This window comes from Hymenobacter sp. BT188, from assembly GCF_014333585.1.
Lineage (GTDB): Bacteria > Bacteroidota > Bacteroidia > Cytophagales > Hymenobacteraceae > Hymenobacter.
The window spans coordinates 748,244-765,047 of the sequence record NZ_JACSCW010000001.1; the positions used below are offsets into that span (position 1 = coordinate 748,244).

At 60.3% G+C, this 16,804-nt stretch carries 15 protein-coding genes and 1 pseudogene; 6 read left to right on the top strand and 10 right to left on the bottom strand.

Features of this window, described 5'->3' with window-relative positions; all coding sequences use genetic code 11:
• Window positions 1–8: 8 nt before the first annotated feature.
• A complete protein-coding gene (locus tag H8B13_RS02930; RefSeq protein ID WP_187309316.1) occupies window positions 9–1,268 on the top strand; it encodes an efflux RND transporter periplasmic adaptor subunit in 1,260 nt (419 codons plus the stop codon).
• Window positions 1,269–1,510: 242 nt separating this feature from the next.
• Here H8B13_RS02930 and H8B13_RS21115 read toward each other — a convergent pair whose 3' ends face one another.
• The 5 genes and pseudogenes from H8B13_RS21115 to H8B13_RS20975 form a co-directional block, all read right to left on the bottom strand.
• The gene (locus H8B13_RS21115) at window positions 1,511–1,744 is read right to left on the bottom strand and encodes an SDR family oxidoreductase (RefSeq protein ID WP_261990203.1); all 234 of its coding nucleotides are present in this window, start codon (window positions 1,742–1,744) and stop codon (window positions 1,511–1,513) included.
• Window positions 1,714–2,100 (bottom strand): annotated as a pseudogene (locus H8B13_RS21120) (SDR family NAD(P)-dependent oxidoreductase). Before H8B13_RS21120 ends, H8B13_RS21115 begins: the two are co-directional and overlap by 31 nt.
• A gap of 198 nt (window positions 2,101–2,298) precedes the next feature.
• The gene (locus H8B13_RS21125; RefSeq protein ID WP_261990204.1) at window positions 2,299–2,484 is read right to left on the bottom strand and encodes a hypothetical protein; all 186 of its coding nucleotides are present in this window, start codon (window positions 2,482–2,484) and stop codon (window positions 2,299–2,301) included.
• Between the two features lie 194 nt (window positions 2,485–2,678).
• Window positions 2,679–3,011 carry an alpha/beta fold hydrolase gene (locus tag H8B13_RS20970; RefSeq protein WP_222841317.1) on the bottom strand — a complete coding sequence of 111 codons (333 nt, stop codon included), beginning with the start codon at window positions 3,009–3,011 and terminating at the stop codon, window positions 2,679–2,681.
• On the bottom strand, window positions 2,986–3,126 hold the full coding sequence (locus H8B13_RS20975; protein WP_222841318.1) for an alpha/beta fold hydrolase: 141 nt from the start codon (window positions 3,124–3,126) through the stop codon (window positions 2,986–2,988). The genes H8B13_RS20970 and H8B13_RS20975 overlap by 26 nt, the downstream gene beginning before the upstream one ends.
• A gap of 324 nt (window positions 3,127–3,450) precedes the next feature.
• Between H8B13_RS20975 and H8B13_RS02945 the strand changes: the two genes are divergently transcribed.
• Window positions 3,451–3,843 (top strand): hypothetical protein, encoded by a 393-nt coding sequence (locus H8B13_RS02945; protein ID WP_187309317.1) that lies wholly within the window; start codon window positions 3,451–3,453, stop codon window positions 3,841–3,843.
• The gene (locus H8B13_RS02950) at window positions 3,761–4,750 is read left to right on the top strand and encodes a TonB-dependent receptor domain-containing protein (RefSeq protein ID WP_187309318.1); all 990 of its coding nucleotides are present in this window, start codon (window positions 3,761–3,763) and stop codon (window positions 4,748–4,750) included. The genes H8B13_RS02945 and H8B13_RS02950 overlap by 83 nt, the downstream gene beginning before the upstream one ends.
• 243 nt (window positions 4,751–4,993) lie before the next feature.
• On the opposite strand, the gene H8B13_RS02955 is transcribed toward H8B13_RS02950, so the two are convergent.
• The 5 genes from H8B13_RS02955 to H8B13_RS02975 form a co-directional block, all read right to left on the bottom strand.
• Window positions 4,994–6,034, bottom strand: coding sequence for a pectinesterase family protein (locus H8B13_RS02955; protein ID WP_315985100.1), 1,041 nt, complete (start codon window positions 6,032–6,034; stop codon window positions 4,994–4,996).
• A gap of 79 nt (window positions 6,035–6,113) precedes the next feature.
• Window positions 6,114–7,064 carry an alpha/beta hydrolase gene (locus H8B13_RS02960; RefSeq protein ID WP_261990205.1) on the bottom strand — a complete coding sequence of 317 codons (951 nt, stop codon included), beginning with the start codon at window positions 7,062–7,064 and terminating at the stop codon, window positions 6,114–6,116.
• A gap of 110 nt (window positions 7,065–7,174) precedes the next feature.
• Entirely contained in the window at window positions 7,175–7,879 is a 705-nt protein-coding gene (locus H8B13_RS02965; RefSeq protein ID WP_187309319.1) for an ABC transporter ATP-binding protein, read from the bottom strand.
• A 1-nt stretch (window position 7,880) separates the two neighbouring features.
• Window positions 7,881–9,140: an ABC transporter permease gene (locus H8B13_RS02970; RefSeq protein ID WP_187309320.1), complete on the bottom strand. Its 1,260-nt coding sequence runs from the start codon at window positions 9,138–9,140 to the stop codon at window positions 7,881–7,883.
• The gene (locus H8B13_RS02975; RefSeq protein WP_187309321.1) at window positions 9,137–10,138 is read right to left on the bottom strand and encodes an efflux RND transporter periplasmic adaptor subunit; all 1,002 of its coding nucleotides are present in this window, start codon (window positions 10,136–10,138) and stop codon (window positions 9,137–9,139) included. Before H8B13_RS02975 ends, H8B13_RS02970 begins: the two co-directional genes overlap by 4 nt.
• Here H8B13_RS02975 and H8B13_RS02980 point away from each other — a divergent pair.
• From H8B13_RS02980 to H8B13_RS02990, 3 genes are all read left to right on the top strand, one after another.
• On the top strand, window positions 10,128–10,391 hold the full coding sequence (locus tag H8B13_RS02980; protein WP_187309322.1) for a hypothetical protein: 264 nt from the start codon (window positions 10,128–10,130) through the stop codon (window positions 10,389–10,391). The genes H8B13_RS02975 and H8B13_RS02980 overlap by 11 nt on opposite strands.
• 522 nt (window positions 10,392–10,913) lie before the next feature.
• Window positions 10,914–15,434, top strand: a complete 4,521-nt coding sequence (locus H8B13_RS02985; protein WP_187309323.1) for a gliding motility-associated C-terminal domain-containing protein — start codon at window positions 10,914–10,916, stop codon at window positions 15,432–15,434.
• A 72-nt stretch (window positions 15,435–15,506) separates the two neighbouring features.
• Window positions 15,507–16,478, top strand: a complete 972-nt coding sequence (locus tag H8B13_RS02990; RefSeq protein ID WP_187309324.1) for a type IX secretion system membrane protein PorP/SprF — start codon at window positions 15,507–15,509, stop codon at window positions 16,476–16,478.
• Window positions 16,479–16,804: the final 326 nt, after the last annotated feature.

Sequence of the window (16,804 nt, forward strand, 5' to 3'; positions counted from 1 at the left end):
GTCTTCCCATGACTATTTTCTTTTCTTCCAAGCTGGCTTTGCCCCCCATTGCGCGACAGTTGACTGCCAACTCACTAACCATCCGTGGTTTCATCTATGCGGCTGGCCTGCTGCTGACGGTCACTAGCCTGTCTGCCTGCCAGTCTAAGGGCGAATCCACCGGGCAGCGGGCTGAGGAGCCCGCTGCCACTGCCCCAACCTCAGACCTGCCCCCCCAGGCGCTTCGCATTAGTCCGGCCCAGGCCGCGGCGGCGGGGATTACGCTGGGGGGCTTTTCGCACCAGAATATGACCTCTGAAGTGGTAGCCAATGGTGTGCTCGACGTGCCGCCCCAGAATCATGTGTCCATTAGCGCCGTGATGGGCGGCTACGTGCAGCAGGTGAAGGTGCTGCCGGGACAGTATGTAAAAAAAGGCGCCGTGGTGGCCGTGCTGCGCCACCCTGACTACCTCAAGCTGCAGCAGGAGTATTTGCAAGCCCGCGCCCGCCTCCGGTTTCTGGGGCAGGAGCTGGAGCGTCAGCAGGAGCTCGACGCCGAGGATGTAGGCTCCAAGCGGCGCCTGCAGCAGGCCCAGTCCGAGCAGCAAACCGAGTTGGCCACCGAACGCTCCCTGGCCGGACAACTGCGCCTGCTCGGGTTGGTGCCGGAGCGGTTGCGGGCGGCCTCGCTTTCGCCCAGCGTGTCGCTGACGACTCCCATTGGCGGCTACGTGAAGGTGGTCAGCATCAACCCCGGCCAATTCGTGAACCCCCAAGACGTGCTGGTGGAGGTCGTGGACCGTTCCGGCCTGCACCTGGAGCTGAAAGTGTTTGAAAAGGATATTGCCCAGGTGCGCAAAGGCCAACGGGTGCTGTTCACCATTCCCAACAGCCGCTTGGAGCAAACCTTGGAAGCGCGCGTGTTCCTGGTCGGGCAGGCCTTCGACGACGAGGCGCGAACGGTGAGCGTGCACGCTCACCTGGAGCCAACATCGGCTACCTTGCTGCCGGGGCAGTACGTGGCCGCGCGCATCCAGACCGAGGGCGCCCGGCAGCAGACACTGCCCGAGGAAGCCGTGATTCAAGCGGAGGAGCTGAGCTACATCTTCGCCCGCGAGGGCACGGCCAGCACCGGCTATCACTTTCGGCGCTACCAAGTAAAAGCCGGCCCTCCCCAACATGGCGACGTGACGATTACCCCCTTGGAGCCGCTGCCCGACACTACGCAACTGGTGCGCCGGGGGGCTTATTTCCTGCAGGCAGAGTTTACTAAAGGGCAGCAGGAGTAGGGGCGTGACGGCGTGGACTCATCTTAGCGGTCAGAAGCGCTAAAAAACAGCCCTCATGTAGGGCGGTTCGTGGGGAGCAGGGAACCGCCCCGTCCCTTGGAGAAGGTAAGCTAAATCTTTCGCGCCGGCCTGCTGAGTGTTAACAGAGATTAGAGCACGGGTACCCTTCCCGACCAGAAAAGCCGCATTGGCGCGTTAAAGCAGTACTGGACACGTACTCAGACCGTTACTGAAAGGCCAAATCACACTGCACTCCATCCCCCATCGAGTGGCATAGCAATACCGGTGATCGTCGCCGCCTGCTCGGACGCTAAAAACAGGGCCGTCTGAGCAATAAGCTCCACGGGGATGAAATCCTTGATAGCCTGCTTCTCCAACATTACCTTCGCAATTACGTCCCGTTCGGATAGCTGGTGAACTTTGGCCTGGTCAGCAATCTGCTTTTCTACCAGGGGGTACGGACGTAGCCCGGGCAAATCGCATTGGCCGTGATGCCCAGCGGCGCGCCTTCCAGGGCAATGGTTTTTGTAAAGCCTACAATCCCGTGCTTAGCGGCCACGTAGGCACTTTTGTAAGGGGAAGCGAACAAGCCGTGCGCCGAGGCGATGTTGATAATGCGCCCAAAATGATTCTACTGCATCGTCGGTCATACCGCTTTCGTGAGATGAAAGGCCGCAGTCAGGTTGATGGCCAGAATAGTGTCCCACTTCGCTTCCGGAAATGTTTCAACGGCTGCCACGTGTTGGATACCTGCGTTATGGATGGCGGCCTCTATACTACCAAAAACACCAAGCACCTCGGTTACCATCACGCGAATCGCAGCTGGCTCCATCCTGTTAGCGGGCGAAAACTGGTGATTGACGCCGTACTAGCTGGCCACCCACCTGATGGGCAATCGCCGCACCATCTGACTCCAGGCCATTAAACACTAGATTGTAGCCCTGGGCGGCAAAGGCTTGGGCACTGCCTAACCCGATGCCGCTGGTGCTATCGGTGATTAAAGCCGTTTTAGTTATAGGACACAGAAGAATTAAGCGACGAACTCGGTGATAGCTCGCACGATTTCCCGGGCTCTTTGCCCATACAGCATGGTTTGATGGTTGTCCCACACTTCCCGGTACTGGTCCTGAGCCAGCAGGCCGACCGTTTCTTGAGCAAATTCCCGGGGGAGCAGGGGCGCGTCGAGGGCGTAATTCTGGGTGCCATTGAGAAGCAAAGCGGTTTGTTGAACAGCTTGGATATACTCGGCTCAGGGCTCGGTGTACACGCCTTGATTCAGACATTCAGCAATATTCTCGGACAGGGAGCGCGGCGTCACGGAGCCGTTGGGGTTTGTTTGTACATCTGCCAGAAAGTAGCCTTCCATGCTCTCATCCCAGATGGTCAGTTAGGGCGCCTGCCGGGCCTGGGCTAGGTAGGCAGCAAAGCTGGGGGCGTTTTGCCCAGGCGGCTCATGGTGGGCACAAGCATCTCGCAGGTCTGCGGATGCAGGCGAGCCGCGGCATCCAGCAATACCAGTTTTGCGATGCGCTGAGGATGTTGGTAGGCCAGGTAAAGGCTCAGCAACGCGCCAAACGAATGGCCCACCAGCTCTGCTTGCGATAAAGCCAGCGCATCGAGCAGACCCAGGATATCCTGCGCGTGCTCGTGCATGGTGTAGCCCGAGGCCGGTTTGTCGCTCAGCCCCCGCAAATCCACGGAAATCACCTGGCGCACCTCACTCAGCCGCTTGGATGAGGCCATCAAACGCATGGGCATTGCCCGTAAGCCCGTGCAACAGCACGAGTGGCGGCTCCGGGCCGGCATGATCGAGGTAATGCAGGCGAATTCCGTTGGTTTGCAGAAAGTGGGAAGTCATAGAAAAGGTGGGGACAAAAATTGCGGTTATAAGGCACTAACCTCCCTTTTTGGGGACGTTTTTGAGGGTAAGTAGAGGCTATCTGGGGGTGAGGAAGCGGGCAATAATAGGCGTTGCCAACACGCTTGCCAAAAGAAGATTGGACTCTAGAAACTGCTTTTGAGAAAAGTCAAGGTCGTATTTAAATTAATTAATTCATTGATAGTCATTGCATTAATGAATGGCTATAAGCTTTGCCTACCTTAAGTCCACCCCAGGTTTATTTGCTGCCTTCTACCGGGCCTACAAGAGCTGGGTACTTTCGGGGTGACCATCAATGCCACCATGCCCAGACTTCAGGATAAAGTCGTCCGGAGCCGTTCGTTCGCGGAGCAGTGGTTTGGTACGACGCCAACGGCGGGCGTGGCCCTGAAGCGCGGGGCGCTATTTCGTGATGACTCTCGTCGCATAAACGGCGAAGTGCAGTACAACAACAATTTCGGTGGCTTCGATGTGGTGATAGGAACGCAGTACCAGCGCGATATGGCCAATAGCAACAACACCTACCTGTTCGATCGGGAATGCGACATCATTATCAACCAAGTGGGGGTGTACACCCAGATCGAAAAAGAGCTGCCGGCTAACTTCAAGGTGATTGCCGCGGCCTCGCGCCGACCAGCACGACCGCTACGGCTTCAACTTTATTCCAAAAGCGGGCCTGGTTTGGACCAAAAATGACCACTCGGCCCGCCTGACCTACGGACGCGGCATCGCGGCCCCTACGATTCTGAACCTTGACGGCTATTTGTTTGGTGGACTTCTGATTGGCAATGCCGAAGGCTACACACTCAGCGATGGCACCGTCATCGACGCACTGCAAGTGGAAACCATTAACTCCGTCGAAATCGGCTACAAAGCTAAGCTGACGCCGAAGTTTTTCTTCGATGGCAACGCCTACTACAACCGGTCGAAAAACTTCCTCAGCCCCGCCATCAACATCGCTACGCAAGGGCGCCGGGTGGTGCAGCGCGGCGACACGCCCATGTCTGAGGTGGTGCCGGGCACGCCTGAAACCGGCGCCGCTACTCTCCTGACTTACGTGAACTATGGTGAGGTAGACACCTACGGCGCCGACTTAGGCCTAAACTACACCTTAACCAACGCTCTGGGCCTGGTGCTAAACTACTCCTGGTTTGGCTACGAATTGGATGAGAGTGACTTAGGCAATGACGGCAACAAAGACGGCAAGGTGCAGCAAGAGATTGACCTGCCCATCAACACGCCTGCTCACAAAGCCAGCCTAGGCATCAACTATAGCCAGAAGAAGCTATTTGGCTCCGTGTTCACCCGTTGGGTTCAAGCCTACGACTTTTTCTCTGGCATCAACGTGGCCGCCGAAGCCAACCCCGACCTGAACCTGCGCGAGAACGCCCGCTTTGGTCGCACCTGGAACTACGGGCCGCTGGGGGGCTTTGTGAACGTGGATGTGAGTGCCGGCTACCGCTTCAACAACTACTTTACAGCCTCGGCCCAGGTCAGCAACTTATTTGATTCGGAAGTGCGCGAGTTCGTCGCGTCACCCTTCATTGGTCGCCTGTATTCCGTGGAGCTAAAAGTGAATCTGCCTGCCATCGGAGGCAACTAAGCTCCCGCTACTTTACCCCACACACGACGCGCCCCGGAGTAGCTACTCCGGGGCGCGATGTGTGTTGAGCCAGCTGCTTTAGGGCTTACTTTTCCTTGTCGGCAACCTGGCTCCGGGCGCGGTGCTCTATGTTTTCCGGCTGGCATTCGTGGGTGAAGCTGGCTCCCAATGCGCTTTGGAAATCGTCAAAAAAAGCCCCCCAGCGTGGGAATCAGGCCACAATAGACTAGCAACGGAGCTTGCTTACTCCGGCGTCGGTTGCCACGGTGTGGAGCCGGCAAAAATCCGGGCCAGGGTATAGCGCCGGGCTTCGCGGGCGCGTAGCTGCCGAGCCCACGGCACGCGTCCGGCAGCGGTAGCGCCTGGCCCTGTAGACTGGTACTCGGCGTAGAAGGCCGTCTGCTCGTTTTTCGGGTCGCGCCAGTTGTCCCAGCCGGCAGCAGTTATGTGGGCGCCTAATTCTGAGTTCAGAAACACGGTGCGCGCGTGCGGCCGCCAGGGCCGGCCCAGGTACACCTTCTGCGCTTCGGGCGCCGCCGTGAGACGGCAGTGCCGGAACACCAGTCCGTAGGCTTGGCGCGGCGTAGTGGAAGCGGCCGTGATGTAAGAGTTGCTTTTGCTGTGAATTACGCAATGGTCAAACACGGCCGTACTGGCGCCAAAAATGAAGTCGGTGGTGCCTTCGATGTAGCAATCCTGGTAGTACTGGCGGCTGTTTTCCACGGCTAGAAACAGCGTGTCCTGATGGCCCAGCATGCGGCAGTGGCGGAACACGGCCCGGTCGCCTTCCACGTGCAGGGCCACAGCCTGCCCGACCCGGCCGGCCGAGTTTTCGAAGGTGATGTTCTCGGCCCAAAAGTCGTTGCCCTGGACGCGAACCGTATGGGACGTGTAGGTGGTATGCCTGGCCGCGTCGCCCGAGTAATCGCCGTAGGTGATAATGACTCCGTCGCGGCTTTCGCCCAGCAGGGTGATGTTCGTTTTCTGAGAGGGTATGACCAGCTTTTCGCGGTAGGTGCCGTTTTTGATGAAGATGGTGGCCCGCACCTGCATGAAGTCGCGCACGGCCATCACCGCTTCCTGAATGGTGCGGTAGTCGCCCGAGCCGTCCGGCGCCACGGTCAGGCGCACAGGCTGCGAAAAGGAGGGAGGCGCGGCGATTTTGGGTGGGGCCACCGGTGGGGCGTTCTGGGCAAACGCGGTTGGTGCACCCAGTAGCAGGCTGCTACCGAACAGCGCGAGAAACAGCCGCAGGCGGCAGGCAGGAGAAAAAAGCGTCGGCACGAACAAGTACAGATTAAGATAAAGCCCCCCGCGCAAGCAGCAGTGGCCCCGTTGCGATGAATTTGCCCCCAGAGGCAGGTTAGCGCCGAGGCGGAAAAACTTTGGTCAGAAACGCGGCCGTATAGGTCAGGGTTGGCTCAAACCAGGGATGAAATAAAGGAAACGTATGAGGTGCCTCGGCAAAGGTGTGCGTCTCGTGGTAGATACCGAAGGCGTCCAGTTTCTTGGTCATGTCGTCGCGGCCCGCGTGCATGCGGTCCACGGAGCTGTTCAGAAACAGGATAGGGGGCGTTTGGGCCGAAACGTGGTTTAGAGCGCCGGCCTGGTGCCACAGGGCCGGATTTTCCGTCTTGGATGCGCCAAACCAGCGTGTGGCGGCAGACAGCCCTTTACTGTCATCGCCTTCTCCCGATTCGGGGTGGATGAAGGCCAGCGTTCCGTCCACGTCAATAATTGCCTGCACGCGGCTGGAGCGGCTCGTCTGACAGGCTTTTCCCTCCAGCTGCGGATTGTCGTTGGTGGTGCCTAGTAACGCTGCCAACTGCCCACCCGCCGAAAAGCCCCACACGGCTATCCGGGTGGTGTCGATGGGGTAGATGCCCGCCTGGGCCCGCAGCCAGCGCACGGCGGCCTTCAGGTCGGTTACGGCGGCCGGGTATCGGGCTTCGGGCGACAGGCGGTAGTCTGCCGTAACCGTCACGTAGCCCCGGGCGGCGAGCTGCTGGGCCATCGGCACGTGATGGGAGCGGTCGCCTGAGCTCCAGCCCCCGCCATGAATCAGCAGCACGGCCGGGTAGCCTGCGGGGCGCTTTGCCTTCGGGTAAAATATATCGAGCTGCAAGGCCCGCCCGCCCACGGTGCAGTAGGTCAGGTTTTGCCGAGCCTGTATGGTAGCGGGAACGGCAGGCCGCGCCAGCGTGACGGTCGGATGCGTTTTGCGGGCTTTGCGCAGGGCGCTGGCCACTGTAAAGGACGTGTCGCGCGGGGCTGGCTGGGCCTGGGCAGCTAGCGGCCATGTTCCTAAAAGCATTAAGACAACAGCGACAACTAAGCGCCGAAGGAACCAGGGAAGATGAAAATGCATCATCGGTGGGCAGTCAAAAAGGAACCTGCGGCCAATATAAGCCCTCGGGGCTTGCATCAAGCTATGATTCCCGCGGCAGTTGCTCCATTGGTTATTCGGCCATCTTCCATTTCGATGATACGGTGCGTCTGGGCCGCGAACTCCTGGTCGTGGGTGACGATGAGCAGAGCCTGGTGGTAGGTTTCGGCCAGCTCCTTGAAAATAGCAAAGACTATCTCACTGTTCTTCTTGTCGAGGTTGCCCGTAGGCTCGTCGCCCATAATGATAAGCGGGTCGTTGATGAGGGCGCGGGCAATGGCTACGCGCTGTTTTTGCCCCCCAGAGAGCTGGTAGGGCTTCTTGAGCGCTTCCCCTTCAATCCCCAGAATTTTCAGCTTCTCGTAGGCCCGGCTTTCGATTTCCGCCCCCGAATACTTGCCCAGCTTTTCTCCCGGCAGCATCACGTTGCGCAGCACCGTGAACTCGTTGAGCAGGTAATGGAACTGGAAGACAAAGCCGATTTTCTCGTTCCGCACCCGGGCCAGTTCGGCTTCCTTTTTCGCGCCCATTTCCACGTTGTCAATCAGGAGCGTGCCCTCGTAGGTCGTGTCCATGGTGGACAGGATGTAGAGCAATGTGGACTTGCCGCAGCCCGATTTGCCCACCACGCTGGCGAACTCGCCGCGGGCCAGTGAAAAGGAAATTTCGCGCAGCACCTGTACCCGCACGGGGTCGTTGAAATACTTGGTGATGAGGCGGGCTTCCAGGGCAGGACTGTCCATCTTATTTGCCGCGAATGATGACGACGGGGTCGATCTGACTGGCCTTACGGGCTGGAAAAAAACCCGCCAGATACGTGGTAATAAGGGAAAAAGCGGCCGCGATGCCGTAGAAAACCGGGTTGAACACCACGGGATAGGTCTTGACCGTGGGCAGGGAGGGCGGAGTGAAGGGCAGCTGGGAAATCAGCGCCGACAGTCCCAGCCCGCAGACCAAGCCCAGAGCTCCGCCAAACAGCCCAATGGACAGAGCCACCATCACAAACAGCCGCCGCACGTCGCGGCCCGAAAACCCGACGGCCTTGAGAATAGCAATGGTGTCCATTTTCTCATAAATCATCATGTTGAGGATGTTATAAATCCCAAACCCGGCCACCGTCAGCAGCGTGATGCCCACGGCATACGAAATCAGGGTGCGGATAAACGTGCCGGTCTCAAAATCTGAATTAGCCGTCTGAATGTCCAGGGCTTGCACCTCGTACAGGGCCGCGTACTCTTTCGCCAAGCGGGGGGCCAGCGTCATGTCGTGAAGCTTCACCTGAAGGTCGGTGACATAGTTATTGGATTCGCCCAGCAGCTTTTGGGCCGTGGCCAGCGACGTGTAGCTCTGCACTTTGTCAATTTCCAGCAGCCCCGACTGGAACAGCCCGACTACCTTGAGCGGCACATGGTCGCCCTTGGGCGTGGTAATCTGAATTACGTCGCCCAGCGTCACCAGCATCAGGTCGGCCGCCCCCTTACCGAGTATAATGCTGTTGGTCACGGTGTTCAGGCTCCGATAATTGCCCCCCACCACGTAGTCGCTGAACGCAAACAAGGCATTTTCCTGCTCTGCCTCAATGCCGCTGATAGTGCCGTTGAGCGTGACCGTTCCTACGTTGTAAAACACCTGCGCCTGAGTTTTGGGGGCTACGCCCCGCACCCGCGGATCGCGGCGCAGAGCGGCCAGGATGGCGCTGCTGTTGTGAATGCGGGGCAGCTCGTTGCGAGGCTTGATGGAGCGGATAAAATTGTGCTGGCGCTGCCCACGGGTGTAACGATCCACGGGCTGCTCGGCGGCAGGCTGCAGTTCGTTGTAGAGGCGAACGTGGGGCGTACGGTTGAGCACCAGCCCATCCAGCAGTTGGTTGAGGCCCGACATAAAGCTGAGCAGGGTGATGAACATGGTGATGCTGAACGTGACGCCGATGGCCGCCACCAGCGTCTGCTTGCCGCGGGCCTGCAGCAGCGCTGCTGCCACGCTATAGAGTAAGGGCATTTTCATGAGCCGGGGGCTTGCAGTTCGTCGTCGGGGGTGAGGCCCGCTACTACTTCCACCATCTGGTAGTCGCGCAGGCCAATCTTTATCCGCACGGCCTGCCCATCGCTTTTCAGCACCGTGGAGTCATTGACCAGCAGGCGGCGCGGAATAAGCAGCGCCCGCGCCTTGGTTTGCAGTACAATATTGGCTTCCACGCTGACGAACGGATACAGCACGGGGGGCTGTTTCGTGAAGTCCGCTTCCACCAGAAAGGTCCGGCTGCTCGTGTTCATCATGGGCGAAACCGTGGTTACCCGGGCGGTAAACACCTGGCCCGGATAGGCGTCCAGGGTTACCAATACTTTCTGGCCAGGCTTGATTTTGACAATATCGGATTCGTCGACTTGCAATTCCAGCACAAATTGCTGGGCATCACCCAACAGGGCCAGCGGCGTCTGCGGGGTAATGGCCTCGCCCGGCTCCTGATACAGCTTATACACCACGCCATTGATCTTGCTGCGCAGGATAAAGTCGCCGGCCTGCTGCTGGGCTATCTGCAGGTTCTTGCGGGTTTGGGCGGCGGCAAAGGCCAGTTCTTTTTTCAGATTCTGGTAGCGCAGCAGCGCCGACTCATACGCCGTTTTCGACTGCTCATACGCCAGCTCCCGCTGCTCGAGGGTCTGGCGGGTGCCAATGGCTTGCTGCCAGAGCCGGCGCTGCCGGGTAAGCTGGAGCAAGTCGTTTTGCATGGTGCGGCGCTGCAGGGCAATTTGGGCCTGAGCTTCCCGCAATTGGCTTTGGTTGGCCCTTATATCGGCGTTTCGGGCTGCCAGGGCCGCATTTTCCTGGTTTAGCTGCGATACTTCGCTGGCAATTGCCAGTAGCGGAGTGCCCACCTTCACTGAGTCGCCTTCCCGCACCTGCACTTCCCGGATGATGCCGCCGACCTTGGCAAACGCCTGATACTGCTGCCCGCTTTTGACGGTGCCGGCCGCGTACACCGACTCAGAAATGGAGGACATTATCGGTTTTATGCGCTCCGTTTTCGGCTGGCAGCTAAGCAGCCCGAGCATGATTAGCAGTGACCAATACATTTCCCTCCATATCCTTCTCCCTGACAAGCCCTGGCCTGCCCTCTGGCGCGGGGCTTTTGAGCAAGACGGCGACAATGGGTGGATGTTCATGGGCACGCAAGAAACAACGTCGGCACTGGTGGCATTGGGTGTGGTGCTAGCCACTCCCCAGCGTCGGGTAACTGCCTCAACAAGTCAGTAGGGATACCCTGTGAATATAAGGCGGCAGCCCCAATTTCTATCGGAGCCGCTTGGTAAGATATGAGCCTGATCAATTGATGTGGTGATTCATGTTACCAGCAGGGCTGGCTTAGCTTCTCGCTGTCATACTAGCCGGAACTTGGACCGGCAGATACAAGGGTATTGTAACTGGTAAAAAAGCCCCCCAGGGGTGTTATAAGCAACCAGCGCACCGCCGAATCTGTCACTGCCTTGTTAGCGAAGCGGCGAGCCGACTCATTGTGTTGGTGGTGAGTTAGGTCCGGCATCACTATTCGGACATTGCCTTGCACAAACCTGGCGGGCAGTGCGTAGCTTTACTAAAACCAGTTGACAGTACTTTTTTTAGTTTAAACTGGCCATTTAATTAGGCTCCGTTCCTGCTGGGCGGTGAGTTATAATTATCTTTCTGAGTACCTGCTGACCAGTCCGCCCACTTTCCTGCTTCACTATGCCCGCAGCGCTAGCGCATTCTGCCCTTTTTATTAAAATTCCTTCCCGACCGATGGCCGCGTCCAGCCTAGTGATGAGTTGGCTGCTGACGCTCCTGCTCTTGCTGCTGAGCGGCGCAGCTACCACGGCTCTCGCACAGGCGACGCCGCCCCCGGAGTGCAGCGAGGATGAGAAGTTTATCAATACCTGGTACTTCGGCCAGCGGGCAGGCCTGGACTTCAACGAAGCTAGGGACACTATTCCGCCCAAAGTGCTGACTGATGGCCGCATGGTGGCACCCGCCGGCTCCGGGGTAATGTCGGATGGCAATGGCAGCCTGCTCTTCTACAGCAACGGCGACACCGTCTGGAGCCGCGACCACAACATCATGCTCAACGGCACTGGCATAGGGGGCAATCGTCTCGCCACCGACGGCCCCCTGGCTATCAAGCGGCCGGGTATAGTTCTTCCGGGCGCGCCAAGGCGCTACCTTATCTTCACCCAAGACGCCATGGGTGGCCCCAAGGGCCTGAGCTACTCGGAAATTGTAATTCCCCCTGCCGGGACTGCAGGACAAGGCGAGGTAGTGGCTGCCACCAAAAACACGCTCCTCACCCGCGGTACAGCCGAAAAGATGACGGGTGTGTTCCACAAAAACGGCTGTGACATCTGGATAATCGTGCACGGCTGGGGCGAGGCAACCTCCGGCACCGAGAACCGCGGCGACTCCTTTCTGGCTTACCGCGTGACGCCGGCCGGCGTGCAGAGCCCGCCCGTTATTTCGACCGTGGGGGCCCGGCACGCGCCGAGCGTTTCGCCTCAGGGCTACCGCGGCCAGATGAAAGTGTCGCCCGATGGCGAGCAGCTGGCTGTGGCCCGCTTCAGCGAAACGTTGGGCGACGCGAGCAGCACCGTGGAGCTGTTTGCCTTCGACGCCGAGACGGGCATAGTTAGCAACCCGCAGATCGTCGACCAAGGGGCCGGTCGCTATTACGGCGTGGAGTTTTCGCCCAGCCGCAACTACCTCTACGCCACAGTGCAGAGTCCGCCCCAGCTGCTGCAATTTGATCTGAGTGCCACCAACATAACAGCTAGCAAGCAGGTTATTCCGCTCAATCAAAATCCCCCAGTTAATCTGGGCTCCATGCAGGCCGCCCCGGACGACAAGATTTACGTGGCCCGCGAAAACGCGCCCGGCCTGGGCTTTATCACCTACCCCGATTCCCTGGGCGCGAAGGCCGCCTACGCCGACGACAGCTTGGCGCTGGGCGGGCGGCGCAGCGGGCTGGGCTTGCCTAATTTCAACCAAAGCTCGTTGCTGCGCGTCGGCATTGGGGCCCAAATCACGGCTTGTCGGGAAATCTCCTTTCAAGCCAGCTTCGCCGTTCAAACCCCCGATCTGGTGTATGCCTGGACTTTCGGCGACGGCACCACTTCCAGTCTAAAAGACCCCGTTCACACCTATGCTACGCCCGGCGACTACACCATTACGCTGCGCATCACCAACGACTGCTTTTGCCGCGAAACCCGGGGCATTATTCGGGTACCGGCCCTGCCGACGCCGGGGAGCATTGGCGCCCCCCAAACGGTGTGCGCGGGAACCGCGCCGGCCCTGCTGACCAGCACGGTAAACGGGGCGAGCGACGCTGGCCTGCCCTTGGTATACCAGTGGGAATCGTCTACGGATAACGCCACCTTCAGCCCCATCCCCGGAGCGACTGGGCCCAGCTTCCAGCCATCCGCCTCGCTACCGGTCGGCACTACCTATTTCCGGCGGCGCGCTCAACTGCTTCTGCCTAGCGGATCCGGTCCTTACTGTACGCCCACCTTTACGGCTTCGGTCGCCATCACCGTAACCCCAGCGTTGACCGCCGGCTCCATCGGGTCCGATCAAGCCGTGTGCGCCGGCAGCGCGGCAGCGCCCCTGACCAGCACGGCCCCGGCCACGGGCGGCACCGGCACGTTTACCTATCAGTGGGAAGTGTCGGCGGACAACGTCACATGGGGGACAATTCCTGGCGCCACCAGCGAAACCTTCGCGCCCGGGCAGCAGACGGCCACTACCTTCTACCGTCGCCAGGTGCGCTCCGGGGCCTGCATCCCCCCGCCCTCCAACGTGGTGAGACTGACTGTAGTGCCGCCCCTGACGGCGGGCCGCATCGGCGCCGATCAGACTCTATGCGCGGGCGCACCGGCTGCTCCCCTCACCAGCGAGACCCCAGGCACTGGGGGTACCGGCGCCGTCACCTACCAGTGGCAGTCCTCGCTGGACAACACCACTTGGACCGACATCGGGGGCGCCACCGGACCTACGTATGCGCCGGGCTCCCTTCCCGCTACCACCTACTTTCGGCGGCAGGCGGGCTCGGGCAGCGCCTGCGCCCCGGCCTTGTCGAATGTCATCACCATCACCGTCGCCCCGGCTCTGACGGCGGGCAGCATCGCCGCTGAACAAACCGTGTGCGCCGGCGCCCCCGTTGCGTCACTCACCAGCACGGCCCCGGCCACGGGTGGAACGGGCACGTTTGCTTATCAATGGGAATCATCTGGGAATAACGCCGGTTGGGAGCCGATTGTCGGTGCTACGGGCGAGACCTTTGCACCCGGTCCACTCACGGTTACTACCTACTATCGGCGCCGGGTCACGTCGGGGGCCTGCGGGTCTGTGTTTACGCCCTCCATCGCCGTTACGGTGTTGCCGAACCTGACGGCTGGTAGCATTGCCGCTAACCAAACCATCTGCGCTGGCGCGACCCCGGCTCCCCTCACCAGTACCAGCGAGGCCGGCGGCGCGGGTAATATCGTCTACCAGTGGCAATCATCCGCGGATAATTCGACGTGGACGCCTTTGGGCGGTGCTACAGCCTCGACCTATACACCGGGCCAACTCACGGCTACTACTTACTTTCGGCGCCAAGCCACTGCCAGCCCTGCCTGCGCTCCGGTCTTTTCCAATGTTGTTACCATCACCGTGCTGCCTGCCCTGACGGCCGGCACCATTGGCACCGACCAGACGCTATGTCCGGGCGCTACTCCCGCCTCCCTCACCAGCACGGCAGGTCCCAGCGGGGGTGCCGGCACGTTCACGTACCAGTGGGAGTCTTCTGGGAATAACGCTGGTTGGGAGCCCATCGTAGGGGCCACCGACGCGGGCTATGCGCCCGGACCGCTCACTACTACCACCTACTATCGGCGCCGGGTCACGTCGGGGGCCTGCGGGTCTGTGTTTACGCCCTCCGTCGCCGTTACGGTGTTGCCGAACCTGACGGCCGGCAGCATTGCTGCTGACCAAACCATCTGCGCTGGCGCGACCCCAGCCCCGCTCACTAGCCCCAGCGCGGCTGGTGGGGGCACCGGCACGTTTGCTTATCAGTGGGAATCATCCTTGGACAACACTACCTGGGGGGCAATTCCCGGCGCTACAAACCCAACTTTCGCGCCCGGCGCGCTCACAGCCACTACCTTTTACCGGCGCCGGGTAACCTCGGGCACCGGTACCTGCGCCACAAATGTGTCCAACGTCGTGACGATTCAGGTGCAGCCCGTAGTGACGCCTAGTGTGAGCCTAGCGCCTCCGCCCGTGCAGTGCGCCGGCACGGCCCTGACCTTTACGGCCGTGGCCACGAATGCCGGCTCCGCGCCGACGTTCAGCTGGCTGGTGAACAATGTAGCCGTTGCCAGTGGGCCCACGTTCACCAGCAGCACCCTGGTCACGGGCGACCAGGTACGGGTGGAGGTAACGCCCACGGCGGGCCTGTGCAGCGCGGCTCCGGCCGTGGCTACGGTCACAGTGACGCGCACGCCGACGCCGCTGCCCACGCTGGCCATTGCTGTACAGCCGGGCGGACCCGTTTGCCTGGGCGCGCCGCTTACGTTTAGCGTGGCCAGTGTAACTGGGGCCGGGCCGGCCCCTGAGTACCAATGGCAGATCAACGGCAATGACGTGAACGGCGCCACCGGCCCGGTCTTTACCAGCACGACGCTACGCGAAGGCCAGACCGTGACCCTGCGCCTGCGCACTATCAACGCCTGTGGTCAGCCAGTTACGGCAGTATCCAACGGTGTGCCGGTGCGCATTCAACCCCCAGTTGACGTGGATGCCGGCCCCGATAAGGAGATTCTGGCCGGCACCTCGGTGATACTGGAAGGCCGCGCCGATGGCACTTACCCCGTGACGTGGACGCCTGCGGCGGGACTGACTATCCCGGCCAACAACCCGCTGCGACCGGTGGCCGCACCCACGGTGACCACAACCTACACTCTCTCGTCCGGGGAAGGGGGCTGCGCCGATAGCGACCAGGTGACGGTGACAGTGCGCCCAGCTATCCGCATTCCCAACGCCTTCACGCCCAACGGTGACGGCCGCGACGACACCTGGCAGATTGAGTTCATCGAGCAATACCCCGACAATACCGTGAACGTGTTTAACCGCTGGGGAAACAAGGTTTTCTCGGCTACTAATTATAGCCGGGCTAATGAGTGGCGCGGTGACATGAACGGCCAGCCTGCGCCGGTTGGCACTTACTACTACGTCGTCGTCACGAAAGGCCCGCTGGGCAAGTCCTATAGCGGGTCGATTACGATTCTATACTAACCAAATGGCCGGCGGCGACCCGCGCTGCCGGACCTTCTTTCTCTTTGCTTGACCCATTAGGCAAACCCTGTTATGAAAAGAGCTTTATCTCTACTGCTGCTGCCGCTGCTGCTACTGGCGGCGCCCGCCCGTGCCCAGCAGCAGGCGCAGTACAGCCAGTACATGAACAATAATTACATCCTGAACCCGGGCGCAACGGGCGTGGAAGATTACATTGACATCAAGTTCAGCTACCGTACCCAGTGGACGGGCCTGGAGGGAGCGCCCAAAACCTACTATGTCAGCGGCAGTTCCTCGCTGGGCAAGTGGCGCACCACTACCAAGCGGACCCTGCGCGACCGGCGGCGGCCGTTTCACGCCCTGGGTGGCCTTGTGTACCGAGACGAAACCGGGCCCACGAGCCGGACCGGCGCCTATGTTTCCTATGCTTATAATCTGGTGCTCCGGCCCGACCTGCGGGCAGCGCTGGGCGCATCGGTCGGCATGCAGCAGTTTGCCGTCGATGGGCAGAAGCTGCGATTCTTCGACCCCACAACCCAGGCAGCCAGCGCCGCCTCGCAGGTGCTGGACGGGTCGGTGGGCTTGTGGGTGTACAGCTCCAGTTTCTACGTGGGCCTGTCCAGCGCGCAGCTGCTAGCCAATAAGCTCGACTTCTCCTACGGGCCCGATCTGCTCGGGGAGGGCGCGCCCGGCAACTCGCTGAAGCGGCACTATTTTGCCACAGCCGGGGTGCGGTTGCCGCTTAGCCGGGAGTGGTCGCTGGTGCCATCAGTGCTGGTGAAGGCCGTGAACCCGGCCCCGCTTTCGGTTGACCTCAACGCCAAGCTTAAGTACCAGGATTTGCTGTGGGTAGGCGTATCCTGGCGCGCCTTCGACTCGGCCGTGGCCATGGTGGGCCTAAGCTACGAGCAGCTCACATTGGGCTACTCCTACGACGCTGGCCTCTCCGAACTGGCTGGCTACCACGGCGGCAGCCACGAAGTGCTGCTGGGATTGCGCCTGAAGAAAAAGGCTCAGACGGTGTGCACCAATCGGTTCTGGTAATATTTGCCCCCCAGTGCCTTCGTGGCAAGATATTCTCGCCGTGCCCGCGCCGTTAGCAGCTCACCGAACCTCATGCTTGTGGAGCGGCCGCAGGTTAGGGTAGGGGAGTAAGAATTCAAGCCTGATGCCACAGACGAAATGGAGATTGAACAGGCAATCAGTTAGAGCCCTCAGGTTCTGACGGCTTGAAAAAAGCCCCCACACCGCTGGCACGGACCGAAAGCTATACTAGTGGAGTAGCCGCAGAACGCGGGAGGTATTAGAATACATAACAAGTTAGGAGGCAGCACACAGGGGCTGATTAATTTTCGGGCAAAAAACGCACC

What these genes read in the sequence shown, in the direction of transcription:
- H8B13_RS02930 (WP_187309316.1), top strand. Translation starts at nt 9, where the DNA reads ATGACTATTTTCTTTTCTTCCAAGCTGGCTTTGCCCCCCATTGCGCGA.
- H8B13_RS20970 (WP_222841317.1), bottom strand. Translation starts at nt 3,011, where the DNA reads ATGGCCTCATCCAAGCGGCTGAGTGAGGTGCGCCAGGTGATTTCCGTG.
- H8B13_RS20975 (WP_222841318.1), bottom strand. Translation starts at nt 3,126, where the DNA reads ATGACTTCCCACTTTCTGCAAACCAACGGAATTCGCCTGCATTACCTC.
- H8B13_RS02945 (WP_187309317.1), top strand. Translation starts at nt 3,451, where the DNA reads ATGCCCAGACTTCAGGATAAAGTCGTCCGGAGCCGTTCGTTCGCGGAG.
- H8B13_RS02960 (WP_261990205.1), bottom strand. Translation starts at nt 7,064, where the DNA reads ATGCTTTTAGGAACATGGCCGCTAGCTGCCCAGGCCCAGCCAGCCCCG.
- H8B13_RS02965 (WP_187309319.1), bottom strand. Translation starts at nt 7,879, where the DNA reads ATGGACAGTCCTGCCCTGGAAGCCCGCCTCATCACCAAGTATTTCAAC.
- H8B13_RS02970 (WP_187309320.1), bottom strand. Translation starts at nt 9,140, where the DNA reads ATGAAAATGCCCTTACTCTATAGCGTGGCAGCAGCGCTGCTGCAGGCC.
- H8B13_RS02980 (WP_187309322.1), top strand. Translation starts at nt 10,128, where the DNA reads ATGGAGGACATTATCGGTTTTATGCGCTCCGTTTTCGGCTGGCAGCTA.
- H8B13_RS02975 (WP_187309321.1), bottom strand. Translation starts at nt 10,138, where the DNA reads ATGTCCTCCATTTCTGAGTCGGTGTACGCGGCCGGCACCGTCAAAAGC.
- H8B13_RS02985 (WP_187309323.1), top strand. Translation starts at nt 10,914, where the DNA reads ATGGCCGCGTCCAGCCTAGTGATGAGTTGGCTGCTGACGCTCCTGCTC.
- H8B13_RS02990 (WP_187309324.1), top strand. Translation starts at nt 15,507, where the DNA reads ATGAAAAGAGCTTTATCTCTACTGCTGCTGCCGCTGCTGCTACTGGCG.